The following is a 15,949-nucleotide window of genomic DNA, read 5'->3' as shown; positions in this document are numbered from 1 at the left end:
TGCTATTCGGTTCCGACAGCTTCGGCAATCGATGCAAAGCCATCGCGCACCATCAGTCGCTCCAGACCCTTCACGATCCGGCGCGGTAATCCGGGTCCCTCGTAAACCATTGCGCTGTAGAGCTGGACAAGGCTCGCACCGGCCCTGATCCGCGCCCAGGCATCCTCGGCGCTCGCGATTCCGCCGACGCCGACCAGCGGCAAGCCTCCTCCGGTTGCCTTGCGGAAATCGCGCAGGCGCTGCTGGGCAAGATCGCGCAGCGGTGCGCCCGACAGGCCACCCGTTTCGCCTGCGTCGCGCGAAGCAAGCGGCGGCCGTGAAATCGTGGTGTTGGAGACGATCAGCGCGCCAAGCCCCTTGTCCAGCGCGATGCGGGCAATCGCGTCGATGTCGGCGGGCTCGAGGTCGGGCGCAACCTTGAGGAAGACCGGCGGCCCGGCTTCACCACGTGCATCGAGGACGGCATCGAGCAATCCGGTCAGCGCGCCTTGATCCTGCAATGCTCGCAGGCCGGGCGTGTTCGGGCTGGAGATATTGACAGCCAGATAGGAGGCAAGCGGCGCCATGACGCGGGTGAGTGCCGCATAGTCCGCGGTCCGGTCCTCGCTATCCTTGTTCGCGCCGATATTGATCCCGACGATTCCGCCGCGGCCGGCGCGCGCTGCCAGCCGTTCGCGAGCGCTCGCCGCGCCGCCATTATTGAAGCCCATTCGATTGATGACCGCGCGATCTTCTACGAGGCGGAACAGGCGCGGCTTGGGGTTGCCGGCCTGAGGGCGGGGCGTGATCGATCCGACCTCGGTGAAACCGAACCCCAGCCCCAGCAATTGGTCGGGCACCTCGGCATCCTTGTCGAAGCCTGCCGCCATGCCGAGCGGATTGGGAAAGTCGAGCCCGGCCACGCGGATAGAGAGAGGCGACGATCCTGAAACGCTCGCCGCGCGCCACGGCGCTGCAGCCAGCACGCGAATCGTGAGGCGGTGGGCGCGCTCGGGGTCGAGCAGGAAAAGGGCCGGCCGAGCAAGGTCGAAAAGCATGGTGCGGCCTATGACGAAGCCCCCCTGCCTTGTCGAGATTCCAAGTGCCAGCCACTGGGAATAGCGAATCTTACCGCCGGGAAATCACGTTTTTTGCGAAAGTGTCGCTTGCATACAATCAACTGTAATAGACTCGGCCTATCACACTCATGCGACCCGAAGGGCTCGGAGCGAGATTGCGACGAGTTCTCGACTACAAGGGGCGGCTCCTAACAGGGCCGCCCCTCTTTTCTCGAAAATCCGATCAGATCCGCTGCGGATGCATTTATCGCATTCGGGTTGCGCCATTCAATTGTCGTTTTTATACAAAAATTGCGATGAGCGACATTGGAGCAAACGGGGATTCGGTCGGCGAGGCTGGCAAGGGGCAGCACGCCTTCACCTTCATCGCCGCGCCCGAGGATCTCGCTCCCTATCTCAATTCGCTCTACATCTGGCGGTGCGGGGAAGGCGATCTGGTGGACGTTCTGCCCGCCTATTCCGGTCAGATGACGGCCTTTGTCGAAGGCGTGGGGCGAATGAAGTTCGATCACGGAGAGGTCGCAGAAACGCGCGATGCCTTCTTTCTGGCTCCGCTTTGCCAGGCACGAGACTTCCACATCCGCGGGCCGGCAACGATGTTCGGCGTGTCGCTGAATTTCCGCGGCTGGGCGGCGATGACCGGTCTCGCCGTCAACGAATGTCACGACAGCTTTCTCGATGCGGATCGCGTGCTCGACACGGACGCGGCGCAGCAATTCGAGGGTCTCGCACAGCGTTGGCGCGATGGAGAGCTGGACGACACATCCATCCTCGACGAAATGGCTGCGATCGTTCGTCACAGCATCAAGGAGCTGCCGGAGGCCCATCTTCAGGTTATCGACCGCACGCTGCAGTGGCTTTCCGCCTCGTTTCGTCCCGATCTCGAGGAACTCTATGACAGCCTGCCCTATTCGAAGCGGCAGGTGCAGCGCCTCGTTTCGCAATTCTTCGGCCAATCGCCAGTGCGGCTCGTCCGTCGCTATCGCGCCGTCCGCGCGGCGACATTGTTGTCGCTTCCCGAATTGTCGGACGAAGTGGAAGCCGACATCCGCGAGGCTTTCTATGACCAGGCGCATCTGATCAAGGAACTGCGCTTCTTCACTGGCCGCACGCCGAAACGGCTCATGCCCGAAGGCAATTCTCCGGTCCACGACATGCTCGGCCCCCAGGGCTATGGCTCGGTCGACCTGTTCGGCTCGGGCGAAGCCAGGCAGCTCGGCAAGGATCCCGCGTAACTGCTAACGACTCGCAACTAGCGGAAATTCGTTGAAAACAGGGCTTCGGACCCTTAGCTCGCCAATCGGAACGATTTGGTCCGATTTAACGCGGTTGAGCTATGCGCCTCTCCAATCTTGCAGATTATGCGGTCGTCACGATGTGCGCGGCCTCGCGCCATTGCGGAGGCGAGCGGACGAACGCGGCCGAGCTGGCGAACGAAACCGGCTTGCCCGTCCCGACTGTGCAGAAGCTGGTGAGCAGGTTGTCGGCAGCCGGGCTCATCCGCTCGACCCGCGGTGCGGGCGGCGGATTGCAGCTGGCCCGTCCGGCGGCGGCCATCAGCGTCGCCGATATCGTCGAGGCGGTGGAAGGGCCGATCGCGCTCACCGCCTGCATCGATGGTGGCGATTGCACGGTGGCGCATGATTGCGCGGTCAAACCGCACTGGCCTCTCGTCAACGAAGCATTGCGCGGCGCGCTGGCGGCCATCCCGCTGACGCAGCTGGCACGTATGGAAGAAATGGCATGAGCGAAGACGTCGATATTCAGGACCGCGAAGCGCGGGAAGCTGCCGACAAGGTGGCCGAATATGAGCACGGGTGGTCGTCGGACATCGAGACCGAGTTTGCCGAGAAGGGCCTGAACGAGGACACCGTCCGGTTCATCTCGGCCAAGAAGGGCGAGCCCGAGTGGATGCTCGACTGGCGGCTCAAGGCTTTCCGTCTGTGGCAGGAGATGGAAGAGCCGAACTGGGCAAAGCTCGGCTATCCCGAGATCGACTATCAGGACGCCTATTACTACGCAGCGCCGAAGAAGAAGGTCGAGCTCGATTCGCTCGACGACCTCGATCCCGAGATCAAGCGCGTCTACGATAAGCTCGGCATCCCACTGGGCGAACAGGAAGTGCTGGCCGGCGTAAAGGGCGCCAAGAAGGTCGCCGTCGATGCCGTATTCGACAGCGTCAGCGTCGCCACCAGCTTCCGCGAGGAGCTGAAGCGCGCGGGCGTCATCTTCCTCTCCATCAGCGAGGCGATCCGCGAATATCCGGACCTTGTGAAGAAGTGGCTCGGCAAGGTGGTGCCGCAGCACGACAATTATTTCGCCACGCTCAACAGCGCGGTCTTTTCCGACGGTACCTTCGTCTACGTGCCAGAAGGCGTTCGCTGCCCGATGGAGCTGAGCACCTATTTCCGCATCAATGCGGAGAACACCGGCCAGTTCGAGCGCACGCTGATCGTCGCGGAAAAGGGCAGTTACGTCAGCTATCTCGAAGGCTGCACCGCCCCCATGCGGGACGAGAACCAGCTGCATGCCGCGGTGGTCGAGCTGGTCGCGATGGAAGATGCCGAGATCAAATATTCGACCGTCCAGAACTGGTATCCGGGCAATTCCGAAGGCGTCGGCGGGATCTACAATTTCGTCACCAAGCGCGCCTTGTGCCAGGGTGCGCGCAGCAAGGTCAGCTGGACGCAGGTCGAAACCGGCAGCGCCGTGACGTGGAAATATCCCAGCTGCGTCCTCAATGGCGAAGACAGCGTAGGAGAGTTCTACTCGGTTGCGGTGACGAACAACTACCAGCAGGCCGATACCGGAACCAAGATGATCCACAACGGCAAGGGCAGCCGCTCGACGATCATCTCCAAGGGCATTTCGGCAGGCAAGAGCGACAATACCTATCGCGGCATGGTGCGCGTGGCGGCCAATGCCGACGGCGTGCGCAACCGCACCGAATGCGACAGCCTGCTGATCGGCGACCAGTGCGGCGCGCACACCGTGCCCTATATCGAGGTGAAGAACCCGACCGCCCAGATCGAGCACGAGGCGACCACCAGTAAGATCAGCGACGACCAGCTGTTCTACGCCATGCAGCGCGGCCTCGACGACGAGGAAGCGATGGCGCTCATCGTCAACGGCTTCGCGAAAGAGGTGCTGAAAGAGCTGCCGATGGAGTTCGCGGTCGAGGCGCAGAAGCTGCTGGCGATTTCGCTCGAGGGGAGTGTGGGGTGAGGACGCCGCTATCTCTTTCTGCCGTCCTTATTCTTTCAGCTTGCGGAAGCGCTTCGGACGAGCGCTCGGTTCTTCTGGCCGAGATCGAGGACTGTTTTCAGAATGCGGCGCCGGTGGGGGAAACTGACCAGCAGCGTGCGGCAATGGCGATCGAGGGCTGCAGTCGCTCAATGGACGCTTACTCTCGCTACAATGTCGAAGAAATGTTCGATCGAAAGTTCAGCGCTGACGATAGCGAGATGATGGAGTTCTTTGAGATCCATCAAAGTGAGTTGAAGGATTTCGCTTTTCGCAAACTCGCTACGGGAGAGGGGAATTGGCAATGAACGACCGCAAGACCCTCCAGCTCCGCGATCCGTCCGAGGACACCGACGCTGCGCCCGCTCTCAAGAAGAAGGGCCGCGGGTGGGAAATCTCCGAGAAGCGGCTCGACGCGCTGCATGACATGGCGCGCGAGAAGCGGCGGCATTCGACACCGGCGCACAAGGCGCTGGCGAAGAAATTCGCCGAGGCCGACATGGGTCGCTACAAATTCACGCGCCATGCCGTGGTCGGCAGCGCGATCGTCGATTTCAACTGCCACAATCTCGGCCTCGCCGTGATGATCGACGAGGAGGATGCGGACGAAACGCTCGCCAAGCGCCGCGACAAGAGCCTCGAGGCGGTCGACATCCGCGTGATGCGCATTCCCGCCGCCGAAATCCTCCAGAACATGGACGATGTGCTTCAGCGCCTCACGCTCGTGATGCGCGAGCGGATCGCCGACAAGAAAGCCCGGGCCCGCGCCCATCGCGAGGCCAATCCCAACCAGCACTATTCGCGCCCGAACCGCACTGGCGGTCCGCGCAGGAACGACAGGTAAATGCTCGAAATCGAAAACCTCACTGCCGAGATCGACGGCAAGACCATCCTCAACGGCCTCTCGCTGACCGTGCCCGCGGGCGAGGTCCATGCGATCATGGGCCCCAATGGCGCGGGCAAGTCCACGCTGTCCTATGTGCTCGGCGGCCGCCCGGGCTACGAAGTGACCGGTGGCAGCGTGCGCTTCAACGGCGCGGACCTGCTCGACATGGAACCGCATGAGCGTGCGGCAGCGGGGCTGTTCCTGGGCTTCCAGTACCCGGTCGAAATTCCCGGCGTTTCCAATGTGCAGTTCCTGCGCGAGGCGCTCAATTCGCAGCGCAAGGCGCGTGGGGAAGAACCGCTGACCGGCGGTGAATTTCTCAAGCTCGCCAAGGAAAAATCGGCGCTGCTCAAGCTCGATCCGGAAATGCTCAGGCGCCACGTCAACGTCGGCTTTTCCGGCGGCGAGAAGAAGCGCGCCGAGATGGTCCAGATGGGCATTCTCGACCCGAAATTCGCCGTGCTGGACGAAACCGACTCCGGCCTCGATATCGATGCGCTGCGTGTCGTGGGCGAGGGCATCAATTCGATCATGCGCAGCCCCGACAAGGCCGTGCTGCTGATCACCCACTACCAGCGCCTGCTCGAAGTGGTGAAGCCGGACAAGGTCTCCATCCTGTCGCAGGGCCGGATCGTCCAGACGGGCGGGCCAGAGTTGGCCGTGCGCCTCGAGGAAGAGGGTTACGACGCGGTGATGGCGGCATGAAGACGCTTGCAATCTTCTTCCTGATGCAGAGCGCTGCAATCGCCGAAGCACCGCCCGAGTCACAGAACGAGGTCGAGGAGCAGATCGTCGTCATCGGAGAGCGGATGCACGACTGGAAGGGCGGCCTGGCCAAAATCGAGGGCGAACTGACCTGCCGCACCAAGACCAGCAGCGGAGATAAGATGGTCGATGCCATCCGCTGCGGCTCGATGCTGACCTGCATGGGCCCACTGGCGCCGCAGATCGACGAAATCATGGGCTCGGACATCGCGCGCAAGGAAAAGCAGGCGCAGGTCGTGGCGCTGAGTGAGACGGCAATCCCCTGCATGGACGCCTATCACAAGACCGCAATCCTGCGCCTCGCGCAAAGCCGGGCGAGCGAGCTATGAGCGAAGTCGCAGATCTTCCCACCCGCAAGGACGAAGCGTGGCGCTATTCGCGGGTCGAACGCCTGCAAGGCGTCTCCCTCGACAACTGGCGCACCATCGATGTGGCCGCCGGTGAGAGTTTTCGCGATACGCTCGTCATCGCCGATGGCGAAAAGACGCGACCGACCGAACTGCACCGCTGGCGGGTTACCGTGGGCGAGGGCGCGACCTGCGAGCTATTCGCCGTGCTCGCCTCGGCCGAATTCGCACGGCTCGAAATCGAGGTGATGCTGCATAAGGGCGCGCATTTCGAGCTTGGCGGCATCACTGTCGGCGGGCGCGAAACCGTGCGCGAGTTCGTCACCCATGTCACCCATGCGGAGCCCGATGCGACCAGCAACCAGGTCGTTCGCGCGGTCCATTGGGGTCATGGCACCGGCAATTTCCTCGGCCGGATCGACGTGGTGCGCGACGCGCAGAAGACCGATGCGGCGCAGGATTTCAAGGGCTTGCTGCTGGAAAAGGGCGCGAGCGTGAATGCCGTGCCGCAGCTTGAGATTTTCGCCGACGACGTGAAATGCGCGCATGGCGCCAGCGTCGGCCAGATGGATGAGAACGCGCGTTTCTACATGGCCGCTCGCGGCGTGGCGCCCGAACTTGCGCAGCGATTGCTCGCCCAAGCCTTCCTTGGCGATGCGCTGGTCAATCTCGATAACGAAGACCTGCGAGAAGAGCTGATGGAAGTGGCACTGGCCAAGGTGGACAGGAACCTGTGAGCAATACGGCAACCCTAACGCATGCCACGGCACAGCGGGCGGACTTTCCCGGCCTGCTGACGCCGGACGGTGAACCGTGGCACTACCTCGATACCGCCGCGACCGCGCAGAAACCGCAGGCGGTGATCGACGCGATGAGCCGCGCGCTCGGGCGCGATTACGCGACGGTACACCGCGGGGTTTATGGCCGCTCGGCGCAGATGACGCTGGGCTACGAAGCTGCGCGCCGCCGGGTCGCAGACTTCATGGGTGCGCGGAGCGATAATGAAGTCGTCTTCGTTCGCGGCGCGACCGAGGCGATCAATCTGGTCGCGGACAGCTGGGGCATGACGCACATCGGTGAGGGTGACCGGATCGTCCTTTCGACACTGGAGCATCATTCCAACATCGTGCCCTGGCAAATGGTGGCCGAAAGAACTGGCGCGCATATCGATGTCTGCCCGCTCACCGAGGACCACCGAATCGATCTCGGCGCGCTGGAGGCACTGCTGACCCCGCGCACCAGGCTGGTGTCGCTCGCGCATGTCTCGAATGTGCTCGGCAGCGTGCTCGACGGCCGCAGGGCCGCGGACCTCGCCCACTCGGTCGGCGCGAAGATCTTGCTCGATGGCTGTCAGGCCGCGCCACGCATGGCGCTCGACATGGCGGCGCTCGATTGCGATTTTTATGCATGGTCGGGCCACAAGCTCTACGGCCCCACGGGCATTGGCGTACTGTGGGCGCGCGAGGACATCCTCGACGCGATGCCGCCGTGGCAAGGCGGCGGTGCGATGATCGACAAGGTCACGTTCGAAAAGACCACCTATGCCCCGCCGCCGCAGCGCTTCGAGGCGGGCACGCCGATGATTACCGAGGCGATCGCGCTTCATGCCGCGATCGATTATGTCGCAGCCCGCGGCCCCGATCGCCTCTTCGCGCATGAGGCGGCGCTGGCGAACCAGCTGCGCGAAGAACTGCGCAACGTCAACTCGGTCACCCTGTTCGGGCCGGAGGAAAGCGCAGGCATCGTCAGTTTCGCCATGGAAGGGGTTCACCCCCACGACCTCGGCACCATATTGGACGAAGAGAATGTCGCGATCCGCGCCGGCCATCACTGCGCGCAGCCGCTGATGGAGCATCTCGGCGTCCCCGCCACCGCCCGGGCGAGCTTCGGGCTTTATTCGGACGAAAGCGATATCGCCGCCCTGATGCGCGGCATCGAACGCACCCAGAGGATCTTCGGATGAGCGAAGAAACGAACAACGACCAGGATTTCATCGCGGCCCCCTCACCGGCGGACACCGTCGTGGGCACGCCGCCCCAAAAGCCGAAACGCGCTCGCGTGGAAGATGCGGTGGATGCCGAAGAGTCTCCCCGTGAGAGCATGGAGCGCAAGCGCGATTATCTCGAGGGTTTCCTGCAGAAAAAGCCCGAGAACGTGCCCGCGGGCGCGCCCGGCGGCGATCTCTACGAGGCCGTGGTCGCGGCGCTGAAGGAAATCTACGACCCGGAAATCCCGGTGAACATCTACGATCTCGGCCTGATTTACGGGGTCGAGGTCGACGACGAGAGCGACGTGACCGTCACCATGACTCTCACCACGCCGCACTGCCCGGTCGCCGAGACCATGCCCGGCGAGGTTGAACTGCGCGCCGCCAGCGTGCCCGGCGTGCGCGATGCCGAGGTCAACCTCGTCTGGGACCCGCCCTGGGGTCCGGACAAGATGACCGACGAGGCGCGTCTCGAACTGGGAATGCTCTGATGACCGATACGAAAACCAGCCCCGCTCCCAAGGCCGCCGTCATCCTGACCGAGCGTGCCGAGCAGCGCGTTGCCGACCTGATGGCGAAGGCGCCCGACGACGCCATCGGCGTGAAGCTGTCCACGCCGCGGCGGGGCTGCTCGGGCCTCGCCTATTCGGTCGATTACGTAACCGAAGAGGCCAAGTTCGACGAGAAGATCGAAACGCCCGGCGGCATCTTCTACATCGACAGCGCCAGCGTGCTCTATTTGATCGGCAGCACGATGGACTGGGTGGAGGACGACTTCACCGCCGGTTTCGTGTTCGACAATCCTAATGCCAAGGGCGCTTGTGGATGCGGCGAGAGTTTCATGGTATGAAACACGAGTGAGCGTACTCCCGAAATTTCTCCTCCTGGCGGCGGGCCTGCTGATCGAGCAGGGCGTTCGTCAACGCGGGAAGGAGGTGCGGGTCGGCTCTTCGCTCAAGGCTACGATGGCGGATTGGAAACGCCAGAACAGGCGCAGGAAACCACCGGAAGCTGGTCTTCCGGTCCCGGCGATACCGCCCACGGGCCCGCTGCCCAAGCAAGGCGGAGCCGAAGCCTCGCTCAGCTTCGACTGATCAGTCCTCGGCGAGGAAGTCGAGCAGCGCCTGCTCGTACTCGTCGACCTTGCCATCGGCCTCGATTTTCGCGGCGAGCCACGCCGACTCGCCGCTGGTGACTTCGGCGGCTTCGGCCACGCGGTCTTCGCGGCCCAGGCCCTCTTCCTTGCGGCCAAACACCACACCGAAGGCATTGGGCGCGGTTTGCGCCATGCGGCCCAGGAAACTGCCGACGCCGGACGATCGTTCGGCCATGAAGGCCTGAAGTTCGGTGGCCCGCTCGCGGCTGATCTGCGCATTCGGATTGCTGTAGCCCTGCAGATAATTCGCGATGCCCTGCACGAAGAGCGTCTGCCATTCCGGCGCATTGTCAGCGCCGAGCGTCGCCTCCTTCAGCCGAAAGAGCATCTCGGCCTCGCTCGGGCCGACGGCTGCCGGGCGCTCGCTGGCAGGCGCGAAGATTGCCCGGCGCAGCAGTTTGGCCTCCGTCGCATTGACATTGCCCTGCTCCAGCTGGCCGCCGTCGCGCGTCGGCCCGGTGCCCTCGACCACGGCCTTTTCGACCTGGCGCAGAGCATAATCCTTGAGCGCGGCGGGCACGTTGCGAGCGCGCTCGAACACGCGTACGAGCAGCTCGAGCTCTGCCATCGAGCCGAGCTTTCCGTCGGCATCGATCTGGTCCATCAGCCATTGGCCGTTTTCGGTGTCGACATAGCCTGCCGGGGCGCGCTGGTTGATCACATATTCGCCGAGCGCCTCGACAAAGAAATCGACCCATTCGTCGCTTCTCGACTGGAGTTGCCGGTTGAGCGCGAAGATCGCCTCGGCCTCGCTTTGCGAAATGCGGCCGTCGGGCCAGACCTCGCGACGCAGCGTCAGCACGTCCTCGCTCGAAACCGCACCGCCAGCGCCGAACTTCTTCGCCAATTCTCCGAAATGCACGCTCATCGCTTGCCCACTTCCCGTATCTTCAGTCGGGCATGGCCTAACGCAACTTGCTTAAGACGGGGTTAGCGGCGCAGCGCCCGTACGCAGGCGGCACGGTCGACGTCCAGGCCATCGCTCGCGCGGCGCGCGTCGACATAGGTTGCGCTCGGCTGCCCGCGCGGCTCCAGCGGGTAGAGGTAGACATCGAGGACGCAAGCGCGCCCGACGAATTGCAGCTTGCGCGCGTCGCCCTCCTTTACGCTCAGGCGCGGCGGACCGAACATGTTTGCAAGCGCCGTTTCGTTCTTTCCGATCACGCCTTCAAGGCCGGGAAGGTTCATGATGCGTGGCGCGATGAAGCCGCTGCTCGATGGTGCGGCCTGCACCTGTTGCGGCGGCGGCGACGGCGTTGTGCGCGTCTGTGGAGCGGGCGCCGCGGGCCCGCTGGGCACTGTCGCGCATGCGGCCAGCAGGGGCAGGATCAAAAGGACGCTAGAGCGCATGGGGAGCGGGTTTCCGTTTGCTGCGGTGGACGAGATGTGTCGCACTCGCCGCGCCGATGATGGGCGCCAGAAGGTTGATGAAGGGTATTGCGAGCAGGCCCGCGACCACGCCACCCAAAGCAAAGCGGGTGAGCCCGCCGATGGGCTGGACTTCGCCGCGGTCCTGTCGATGTCGCAGCCAGACCATGTCCTGCAATTCGCGCCCCAGAAGCAACGCGTTGACGAACCAGAACACGATCGCCGGGCCGATCGCGGTGAATAGCAGGACGATGGCGACGGGCGCGGCAAGCAGGTTGAACAGGATCACGCGGCCAGTGGCGCGCAGGCTGTTCGACAGCTCCTCGGGAAACGGCACCGTGCGGGCGCCCGCGGCATGGTCGGGATAGTGCTTCGCTTCCACCGCATGGACAACGTCGTCGGCGAAGAATTGCAGCACGGCCAGCGCCACGATGCGGAAAAGCAGCCATGCACCGATGATGAAGAACAGGGCGGTCAGGACGATATATACATCGCCGTTGAGATCGATCCAGCGCGACAGCAGCGCGGGAAGCGCGGCGTTCAGTGCAACGGCGGCGGCAACGAAGATCGCTAGCGTGACTGCCAGGCTCTTAACCAGCACGCGCAGGATCGCCCGGTCGCCAAGCTGGCCGAGGGCAAGAGACAGGGCGCGGGGGAGCGAAACCATGGGTCGCGGGATGTGCGCGGGCCGGACACCCAAGTCAACGTCGCGCTTGGCCTTGCCCCGATGAAACGCTAACCGCGCCCGACATACCGAATCCCGACACCATCTCCCCAGGACATTCCGGAGTACCCATGACCGATCCCCGCCCCGAGACGCGCTACGACGTCGTCGCCATCGGCAATGCCATCGTCGACGTGATGTCGCCGTGTGAAGAGGAGCTTATCGACGAGCTCGGCCTCAACAAGGGCGGGATGACGCTGGTGGACGAGGACGGTGCGCGGCGACTCTACGATGCGATGGGCCCGGCCAAGGAAATCTCCGGCGGCTCGGCCGCCAATACGCTGGCGGGCATGAGCGCGCTCGGCGCACAATGCGCTTTCGTGGGCCAGGTGGCGCAGGACCAGCTGGGCGATGTGTTCAGTCACGATATTCGCGCCGTGGGCATCGATTTCGAGACGCCCGCTCGCGAAGGCCAGCCGTCGACCGCGCGCTGCCTGATCTTCGTGACGCCGGACGGCGAGCGGACGATGAACACCTTCCTCGGCGCCAGCCAGTTCCTGCCGCCTGCCGCGCTCGACGACGAGCTGATCGCCAGTGCGGCGATCCTCTACCTCGAGGGCTATCTGTGGGACCCGGAGGAACCGCGCAGCGCCATGCGCCATGCGATCGACGTCGCCCGCAAGGCTGGCCGCAAGGTCGCCTTCACCGCCAGCGAAAGCTTCGTGATCGACCGCCACGGCGACGATTTCCGCGCGCTGATCGAGGAAGGACAGATCGACATCCTGTTCGTCAACGAGCACGAACTCGCCTCGCTCACCGGCGAAGGTGATTTCGAGGCCGGCGTCTCCGCAGTGGCGGACAAGGTCCCGGTCCTCGTCGCGACACGCAGCGCGAAGGGTGCGATCGCCGTGGCGAATGGCGAGCGGGCCGAGGTGCAGGCCGAGCCGGTCGACAAGGTGGTCGACACCACCGGCGCGGGCGACCTCTTCGCCGCCGGCTTCCTCACCGGCCACGCGCGCGGCGAATCGCTGCAGACCTGTCTGCGCATGGGCGCAATCTGCGCGGCCGAGATCATCAGCCACTATGGTGCGCGGAGCGAGGCGGACCTGCAGGCGCTCGTCGCCCGGAAGCTGGGGTGAAGCCTGGCTATTAGGAAACCGGCAGCTCGTAGTCGGGATCGCGCAGCCGCAGCATGTGGCGCTCGATCGCGGCGATCTGCTCGTCGTCGAGAGTGAAGTTCATCTGCGCCGGATAATTGTGCGCGTTGCGCAGCCAGATATCGAGCGTGTCGGCCGTGAGGCCGGGACTGTTCGCGACCTCGGCGAAGTTCGGCGCGCGCGGATCGGGCGATATGGCCAGCGGCGTGGTCGCATGGCAGGTGCCGCAAGCCTGCTGGACGAAGGCGAGATCGGATTGCGCATCGCCGACGCCAGCTGGTGCGGCGAGCGGCGCCGACGCGGATTCGACCGGGCGGTCCGCCGAGCCGCCCGTGCAGGCGACAAGCATAAACGCCGAGCCTGCGGCGACGAGTAGGATTTGTCGGATGTACGATGCTGTCATGGTCCTATGATGCGCCTGACAGCGGCAATCGATCAATGGGAAAGTCGAAGGCGGTGCAACCGCGAGCGCGCTGTGTTGTGCGCGCGGCGCAGTTCTTGACGTACATCACGGCCCATCGGATTGGCGTAAGGAGACGTCCGGCCTCAATCGTTGTCACAGTTCCGGCGCTGGTTCCATCGCGTGTCGCTAGCCAATAGCCGCGCGTGCGCAACCGAATCGTCTCCCAATGGACGCTACCCTCGCTCTCGCCGCACTTCCCGCTGGCCGATATCCCGCCGACAGAACCCGTCCGCGAAGTCGATGGCGTCCACCGCCTCGTAGGCGCTCCGCTGCGCTTCGGTCGCGGTGGCGCCGCGGGCTGTCACGTTCAGCACGCGGCCGCCGCTGCTGATGAGGGTCCCGCCTTCGAGGCTGGTGCCCGCGTGGAAGACCTTCGCCCCGCCCGCCTCGGCCTCGCCCAAGTCGATCGTCCCGCCTTTCGTCGGCGTGCCGGGGTAGCCCTCTGCCGCTATCACCACGGTCAGCGCGAAATCGTCCGACAGCACGGGCGCGGCCAGCTCGCCCAGCGTCCCGCGCGCGCAGGCGAGCATCAGTTCGACGAGGTCGCTCTCCAGCCGCATCATCAGTACCTGGCACTCCGGGTCGCCGAAACGCGCATTGTATTCGATCAGCTGCGGCCCCTGACTGGTCAGCATTAACCCCGCATAGAGCACGCCCGAGTAGGGCATGCCCTCGGCCGCCATGGTGCGGACGGTCGGCTCCACGATCTCGCGCATCACCTGGGCCTGCAGGGCCGGGGTCAGCACCGGGGCGGGCGAGTAGGCGCCCATGCCGCCGGTGTTGGGGCCGGTATCGCCCTCGCCCACGCGCTTGTGGTCCTGCGCGGTGCCGATCGGGACGATGGTCTGGCCATCGGTCAGGGCGAAGAAGCTGGCCTCCTCGCCGGTCAGGAACTGCTCGATCACCACCTCGCTGCCCGCGCTGCCGAACTGGCCGCCGAACATGTCGCCCAGTGCCTCCTGCGCTTCTTCGTAGGTTTCGGCGATGACCACGCCCTTGCCCGCAGCGAGTCCGTCGGCCTTCAGCACGAACGGCGGCTTGAATCGCTTGAGCGCGCCCCATGCCGCTTCGAGCGAGGCGCAGCGTTCGTAGCGCGCGGTCGGGATGCCGGCACGCTGGCACAGCTCCTTGGTGAAGCCCTTGCTGCCCTCGAGCTGCGCTGCCTGTTGCGATGGGCCGAAGGTGTCGATGCCCGCCGCGCGCAGGCTGTCGGCAAGCCCGTCGACCAGCGGGGCTTCGGGGCCGATCACCACGAGACCAATGGCGTTCTCCCTGGCGAAGGCAATCACTGCCTCATGGTCGGTGGCATCAAGCGCGACGCACTCCGCATCCTGCGCTATGCCCGGATTGCCGGGGGCCGCCCACAGCTTGTCGCACAGCGGCGATTGCGCCAGTTTCCACGCCAGCGCATGTTCGCGGCCGCCCGAGCCGAGCAAGAGGATATTCATGGCAAGCGAGTTCCCGTCCGATGAAGAAGATGCCGGTTTGGTAGCGAAGGGCCGCCCGGGCGACAACGCCGAGCCGTTGACGGTAAGCGAAATATCGAACGCGCTGAAGCGCACGGTTGAGGAGCGCTTCGGTTTCGTGCGCCTGCGCGGCGAACTGTCGGGCGTGAAGCGTGCGGCGAGCGGCCACATGTATTGCGCGCTCAAGGACGAGAAGGCGGTGCTCGACGGGGTGATGTGGCGCGGGCAGGCCGATCGCCTGCCGTTCCGGCTCGAGGACGGGCTGGAAGTGGTCGCGAGCGGCAAGCTCACTACCTATCCGGGCCGCAGCAAGTACCAGATCGTGATCGAGGGGATGGAGCTTGCCGGTGAAGGCGCGCTGCTGGCGCTGCTGGAGAAAACCCGGGCACGATTGCAGGCAGAGGGGCTGTTCGCGGCCGAGCGCAAGCAGCCGCTCCCCTTCTTGCCGCGCACGATCGGCGTCGTCACCTCGCCCACCGGGGCAGTGATCCGCGACATCCTCCACCGGCTGGCGGACCGCTTTCCTAGCCGCGTGATCGTGTGGCCCGTACTGGTGCAGGGGCAGGGTGCGGCAGAGCAGGTCGCGGGCGCGGTGCGCGGCTTCTCGGCCATGCCCGCAGGCCATCCTGACCGGCCAGACCTCGTGATCGTCGCGCGCGGCGGCGGTTCGATCGAGGATCTTTGGAGCTTCAACGAGGAGGTGGTGGTGCGCGCCATCGCCGATTGCCCGATACCGACGATCAGCGCGGTCGGGCACGAGACCGACACCACGCTGGCCGATTATGCCGCCGACCGCCGCGCACCGACGCCGACGGCAGCAGCGGAGATGGCCGTGCCGGTGCGCGCCGAACTCGCCGCGACGCTGGCCGATTATGCCGCACGCAAGGAGCGCGCGATCCTGCGTCCGGTGCAGCTGGGGCGCGAACGGCTGGAAGCGCGCGCAGAGCGGCTGCCGTCGCCCGAAACGCTGCTGCAGCCGCAGGCGCAGAAGCTGGACGATTTCGCCGAGCGACTGCGGCGCGGGCTCGTCGACAGCGTGGCGCGCGGACGCGAACGCCTGCAATCGGACCGCGCCCGGCTCAACGCGCCGCTCCTGAAGAGCCGGGTCGAGCAGGCGCAGCAGCGCCTCTCGGCGGTGGCGCGGCTGATGGTCTCGCTTGATCCGGACAATGTGCTGAAGCGCGGCTATGTCCGGGTGACAGGGCCGGACGGGCAGACGCTTACCGACAAGGCGGCGGCGGCGAAGGAAGCGGCGCTTACGCTCAAGTTTCGCGACGGCGATCTCGATGTCGCAACCGGCGCAGCGCGGGCGACCAGGCCGGCACGAGCGGCTCCGAAAAAGGGAACATCGCCACGGCAGGATGATTTGTTCGGGTGAGCGCGACCTGC

At 64.9% G+C, this 15,949-nt stretch carries 20 protein-coding genes; 14 read left to right on the top strand and 6 right to left on the bottom strand.

Translation table 11 applies throughout. From position 1 onward, the window contains the following. Positions 1-2: 2 nt before the first annotated feature. Positions 3-1,037, bottom strand: coding sequence for a quinone-dependent dihydroorotate dehydrogenase (locus P8Q88_RS07590; RefSeq protein WP_278323243.1), 1,035 nt, complete (start codon positions 1,035-1,037; stop codon positions 3-5). 317 nt (positions 1,038-1,354) lie between these two features. Here P8Q88_RS07590 and P8Q88_RS07585 point away from each other — a divergent pair, with 317 nt between their 5' ends. The 12 genes from P8Q88_RS07585 (at position 1,355) to P8Q88_RS07530 (ending at position 9,380) form a co-directional block, all read left to right on the top strand. Continuing rightward, positions 1,355-2,293: a helix-turn-helix transcriptional regulator gene (locus tag P8Q88_RS07585; RefSeq protein WP_278323242.1), complete on the top strand. Its 939-nt coding sequence runs from the start codon at positions 1,355-1,357 to the stop codon at positions 2,291-2,293. A 101-nt stretch (positions 2,294-2,394) separates the two neighbouring features. Further along, positions 2,395-2,805 carry an SUF system Fe-S cluster assembly regulator gene (locus P8Q88_RS07580; RefSeq protein ID WP_278323241.1) on the top strand — a complete coding sequence of 137 codons (411 nt, stop codon included), beginning with the start codon at positions 2,395-2,397 and terminating at the stop codon, positions 2,803-2,805. Beyond that, positions 2,802-4,283 carry a Fe-S cluster assembly protein SufB gene (gene sufB / locus P8Q88_RS07575; protein WP_278323240.1) on the top strand — a complete coding sequence of 494 codons (1,482 nt, stop codon included), beginning with the start codon at positions 2,802-2,804 and terminating at the stop codon, positions 4,281-4,283. Before P8Q88_RS07580 ends, sufB begins: the two co-directional genes overlap by 4 nt. Further along, a complete protein-coding gene (locus tag P8Q88_RS07570) occupies positions 4,280-4,609 on the top strand; it encodes a hypothetical protein (protein WP_278323239.1) in 330 nt (109 codons plus the stop codon). The genes sufB and P8Q88_RS07570 overlap by 4 nt, the downstream gene beginning before the upstream one ends. Next, positions 4,606-5,145, top strand: a complete 540-nt coding sequence (locus P8Q88_RS07565) for an endonuclease domain-containing protein (RefSeq protein WP_278323238.1) — start codon at positions 4,606-4,608, stop codon at positions 5,143-5,145. The genes P8Q88_RS07570 and P8Q88_RS07565 overlap by 4 nt, the downstream gene beginning before the upstream one ends. After that, complete coding sequence (sufC, locus tag P8Q88_RS07560; protein WP_278323237.1) at positions 5,146-5,892, top strand: Fe-S cluster assembly ATPase SufC; 747 nt, start codon at positions 5,146-5,148, stop codon at positions 5,890-5,892. Continuing rightward, positions 5,889-6,281, top strand: coding sequence for a hypothetical protein (locus P8Q88_RS07555; RefSeq protein WP_278323236.1), 393 nt, complete (start codon positions 5,889-5,891; stop codon positions 6,279-6,281). Before sufC ends, P8Q88_RS07555 begins: the two co-directional genes overlap by 4 nt. Next, on the top strand, positions 6,278-7,036 hold the full coding sequence (locus P8Q88_RS07550; RefSeq protein ID WP_278323235.1) for a SufD family Fe-S cluster assembly protein: 759 nt from the start codon (positions 6,278-6,280) through the stop codon (positions 7,034-7,036). Before P8Q88_RS07555 ends, P8Q88_RS07550 begins: the two co-directional genes overlap by 4 nt. Further along, positions 7,033-8,262 carry an aminotransferase class V-fold PLP-dependent enzyme gene (locus tag P8Q88_RS07545; RefSeq protein ID WP_278323234.1) on the top strand — a complete coding sequence of 410 codons (1,230 nt, stop codon included), beginning with the start codon at positions 7,033-7,035 and terminating at the stop codon, positions 8,260-8,262. Before P8Q88_RS07550 ends, P8Q88_RS07545 begins: the two co-directional genes overlap by 4 nt. After that, complete coding sequence (locus tag P8Q88_RS07540) at positions 8,259-8,777, top strand: SUF system Fe-S cluster assembly protein (protein ID WP_278323233.1); 519 nt, start codon at positions 8,259-8,261, stop codon at positions 8,775-8,777. The genes P8Q88_RS07545 and P8Q88_RS07540 overlap by 4 nt, the downstream gene beginning before the upstream one ends. Further along, positions 8,777-9,136 (top strand): HesB/IscA family protein, encoded by a 360-nt coding sequence (locus P8Q88_RS07535; protein ID WP_278323232.1) that lies wholly within the window; start codon positions 8,777-8,779, stop codon positions 9,134-9,136. Before P8Q88_RS07540 ends, P8Q88_RS07535 begins: the two co-directional genes overlap by 1 nt. A 7-nt stretch (positions 9,137-9,143) precedes the next feature. Further along, positions 9,144-9,380, top strand: a complete 237-nt coding sequence (locus P8Q88_RS07530; protein WP_278323231.1) for a hypothetical protein — start codon at positions 9,144-9,146, stop codon at positions 9,378-9,380. Here P8Q88_RS07530 and P8Q88_RS07525 read toward each other — a convergent pair whose 3' ends face one another. From P8Q88_RS07525 to P8Q88_RS07515, 3 genes are all read right to left on the bottom strand, one after another. Further along, positions 9,381-10,310 (bottom strand): hypothetical protein, encoded by a 930-nt coding sequence (locus P8Q88_RS07525; protein WP_278323230.1) that lies wholly within the window; start codon positions 10,308-10,310, stop codon positions 9,381-9,383. Positions 10,311-10,372: 62 nt separating this feature from the next. Next, a complete protein-coding gene (locus P8Q88_RS07520) occupies positions 10,373-10,792 on the bottom strand; it encodes a hypothetical protein (RefSeq protein WP_278323229.1) in 420 nt (139 codons plus the stop codon). Continuing rightward, a complete protein-coding gene (locus P8Q88_RS07515; protein WP_278323228.1) occupies positions 10,782-11,477 on the bottom strand; it encodes an EI24 domain-containing protein in 696 nt (231 codons plus the stop codon). Before P8Q88_RS07515 ends, P8Q88_RS07520 begins: the two co-directional genes overlap by 11 nt. 128 nt (positions 11,478-11,605) lie before the next feature. Between P8Q88_RS07515 and P8Q88_RS07510 the strand changes: the two genes are divergently transcribed. Continuing rightward, positions 11,606-12,613 carry an adenosine kinase gene (locus P8Q88_RS07510; RefSeq protein ID WP_278323227.1) on the top strand — a complete coding sequence of 336 codons (1,008 nt, stop codon included), beginning with the start codon at positions 11,606-11,608 and terminating at the stop codon, positions 12,611-12,613. A gap of 10 nt (positions 12,614-12,623) precedes the next feature. Here the strand turns inward: P8Q88_RS07510 and P8Q88_RS07505 are convergent, their stop codons facing one another. Both P8Q88_RS07505 and purD read right to left on the bottom strand, forming a co-directional pair. Continuing rightward, a complete protein-coding gene (locus P8Q88_RS07505) occupies positions 12,624-13,034 on the bottom strand; it encodes a hypothetical protein (protein WP_278323226.1) in 411 nt (136 codons plus the stop codon). Between the two features lie 233 nt (positions 13,035-13,267). Further along, positions 13,268-14,542: a phosphoribosylamine--glycine ligase gene (purD, locus tag P8Q88_RS07500; RefSeq protein ID WP_278323225.1), complete on the bottom strand. Its 1,275-nt coding sequence runs from the start codon at positions 14,540-14,542 to the stop codon at positions 13,268-13,270. Between purD and xseA the strand changes: the two genes are divergently transcribed. After that, positions 14,541-15,938, top strand: a complete 1,398-nt coding sequence (xseA, locus tag P8Q88_RS07495) for an exodeoxyribonuclease VII large subunit (protein ID WP_278323224.1) — start codon at positions 14,541-14,543, stop codon at positions 15,936-15,938. The two genes, purD and xseA, sit on opposite strands and share 2 nt — an antisense overlap. Positions 15,939-15,949: the final 11 nt, after the last annotated feature.

This window comes from Qipengyuania marincola, from assembly GCF_029688625.1.
Classification (GTDB): domain Bacteria; phylum Pseudomonadota; class Alphaproteobacteria; order Sphingomonadales; family Sphingomonadaceae; genus Qipengyuania.
The sequence above is the reverse complement of the archived record's forward strand: the minus strand, read 5'-3'. Positions and strand labels throughout refer to the sequence as shown.

Excerpts from the sequence above, each read along its gene's own strand:
- P8Q88_RS07585 (WP_278323242.1), top strand. The coding sequence starts at position 1,355 with ATGAGCGACATTGGAGCAAACGGGGATTCGGTCGGCGAGGCTGGCAAG.
- sufB (WP_278323240.1), top strand. The coding sequence starts at position 2,802 with ATGAGCGAAGACGTCGATATTCAGGACCGCGAAGCGCGGGAAGCTGCC.
- purD (WP_278323225.1), bottom strand. The coding sequence starts at position 14,542 with ATGAATATCCTCTTGCTCGGCTCGGGCGGCCGCGAACATGCGCTGGCG.
- P8Q88_RS07580 (WP_278323241.1), top strand. The coding sequence starts at position 2,395 with ATGCGCCTCTCCAATCTTGCAGATTATGCGGTCGTCACGATGTGCGCG.
- P8Q88_RS07535 (WP_278323232.1), top strand. The coding sequence starts at position 8,777 with ATGACCGATACGAAAACCAGCCCCGCTCCCAAGGCCGCCGTCATCCTG.
- P8Q88_RS07520 (WP_278323229.1), bottom strand. The coding sequence starts at position 10,792 with ATGCGCTCTAGCGTCCTTTTGATCCTGCCCCTGCTGGCCGCATGCGCG.
- P8Q88_RS07515 (WP_278323228.1), bottom strand. The coding sequence starts at position 11,477 with ATGGTTTCGCTCCCCCGCGCCCTGTCTCTTGCCCTCGGCCAGCTTGGC.
- P8Q88_RS07550 (WP_278323235.1), top strand. The coding sequence starts at position 6,278 with ATGAGCGAAGTCGCAGATCTTCCCACCCGCAAGGACGAAGCGTGGCGC.
- sufC (WP_278323237.1), top strand. The coding sequence starts at position 5,146 with ATGCTCGAAATCGAAAACCTCACTGCCGAGATCGACGGCAAGACCATC.
- P8Q88_RS07510 (WP_278323227.1), top strand. The coding sequence starts at position 11,606 with ATGACCGATCCCCGCCCCGAGACGCGCTACGACGTCGTCGCCATCGGC.
- P8Q88_RS07525 (WP_278323230.1), bottom strand. The coding sequence starts at position 10,310 with ATGAGCGTGCATTTCGGAGAATTGGCGAAGAAGTTCGGCGCTGGCGGT.
- xseA (WP_278323224.1), top strand. The coding sequence starts at position 14,541 with ATGGCAAGCGAGTTCCCGTCCGATGAAGAAGATGCCGGTTTGGTAGCG.
- P8Q88_RS07505 (WP_278323226.1), bottom strand. The coding sequence starts at position 13,034 with ATGACAGCATCGTACATCCGACAAATCCTACTCGTCGCCGCAGGCTCG.
- P8Q88_RS07540 (WP_278323233.1), top strand. The coding sequence starts at position 8,259 with ATGAGCGAAGAAACGAACAACGACCAGGATTTCATCGCGGCCCCCTCA.
- P8Q88_RS07565 (WP_278323238.1), top strand. The coding sequence starts at position 4,606 with ATGAACGACCGCAAGACCCTCCAGCTCCGCGATCCGTCCGAGGACACC.
- P8Q88_RS07555 (WP_278323236.1), top strand. The coding sequence starts at position 5,889 with ATGAAGACGCTTGCAATCTTCTTCCTGATGCAGAGCGCTGCAATCGCC.
- P8Q88_RS07590 (WP_278323243.1), bottom strand. The coding sequence starts at position 1,037 with ATGCTTTTCGACCTTGCTCGGCCGGCCCTTTTCCTGCTCGACCCCGAG.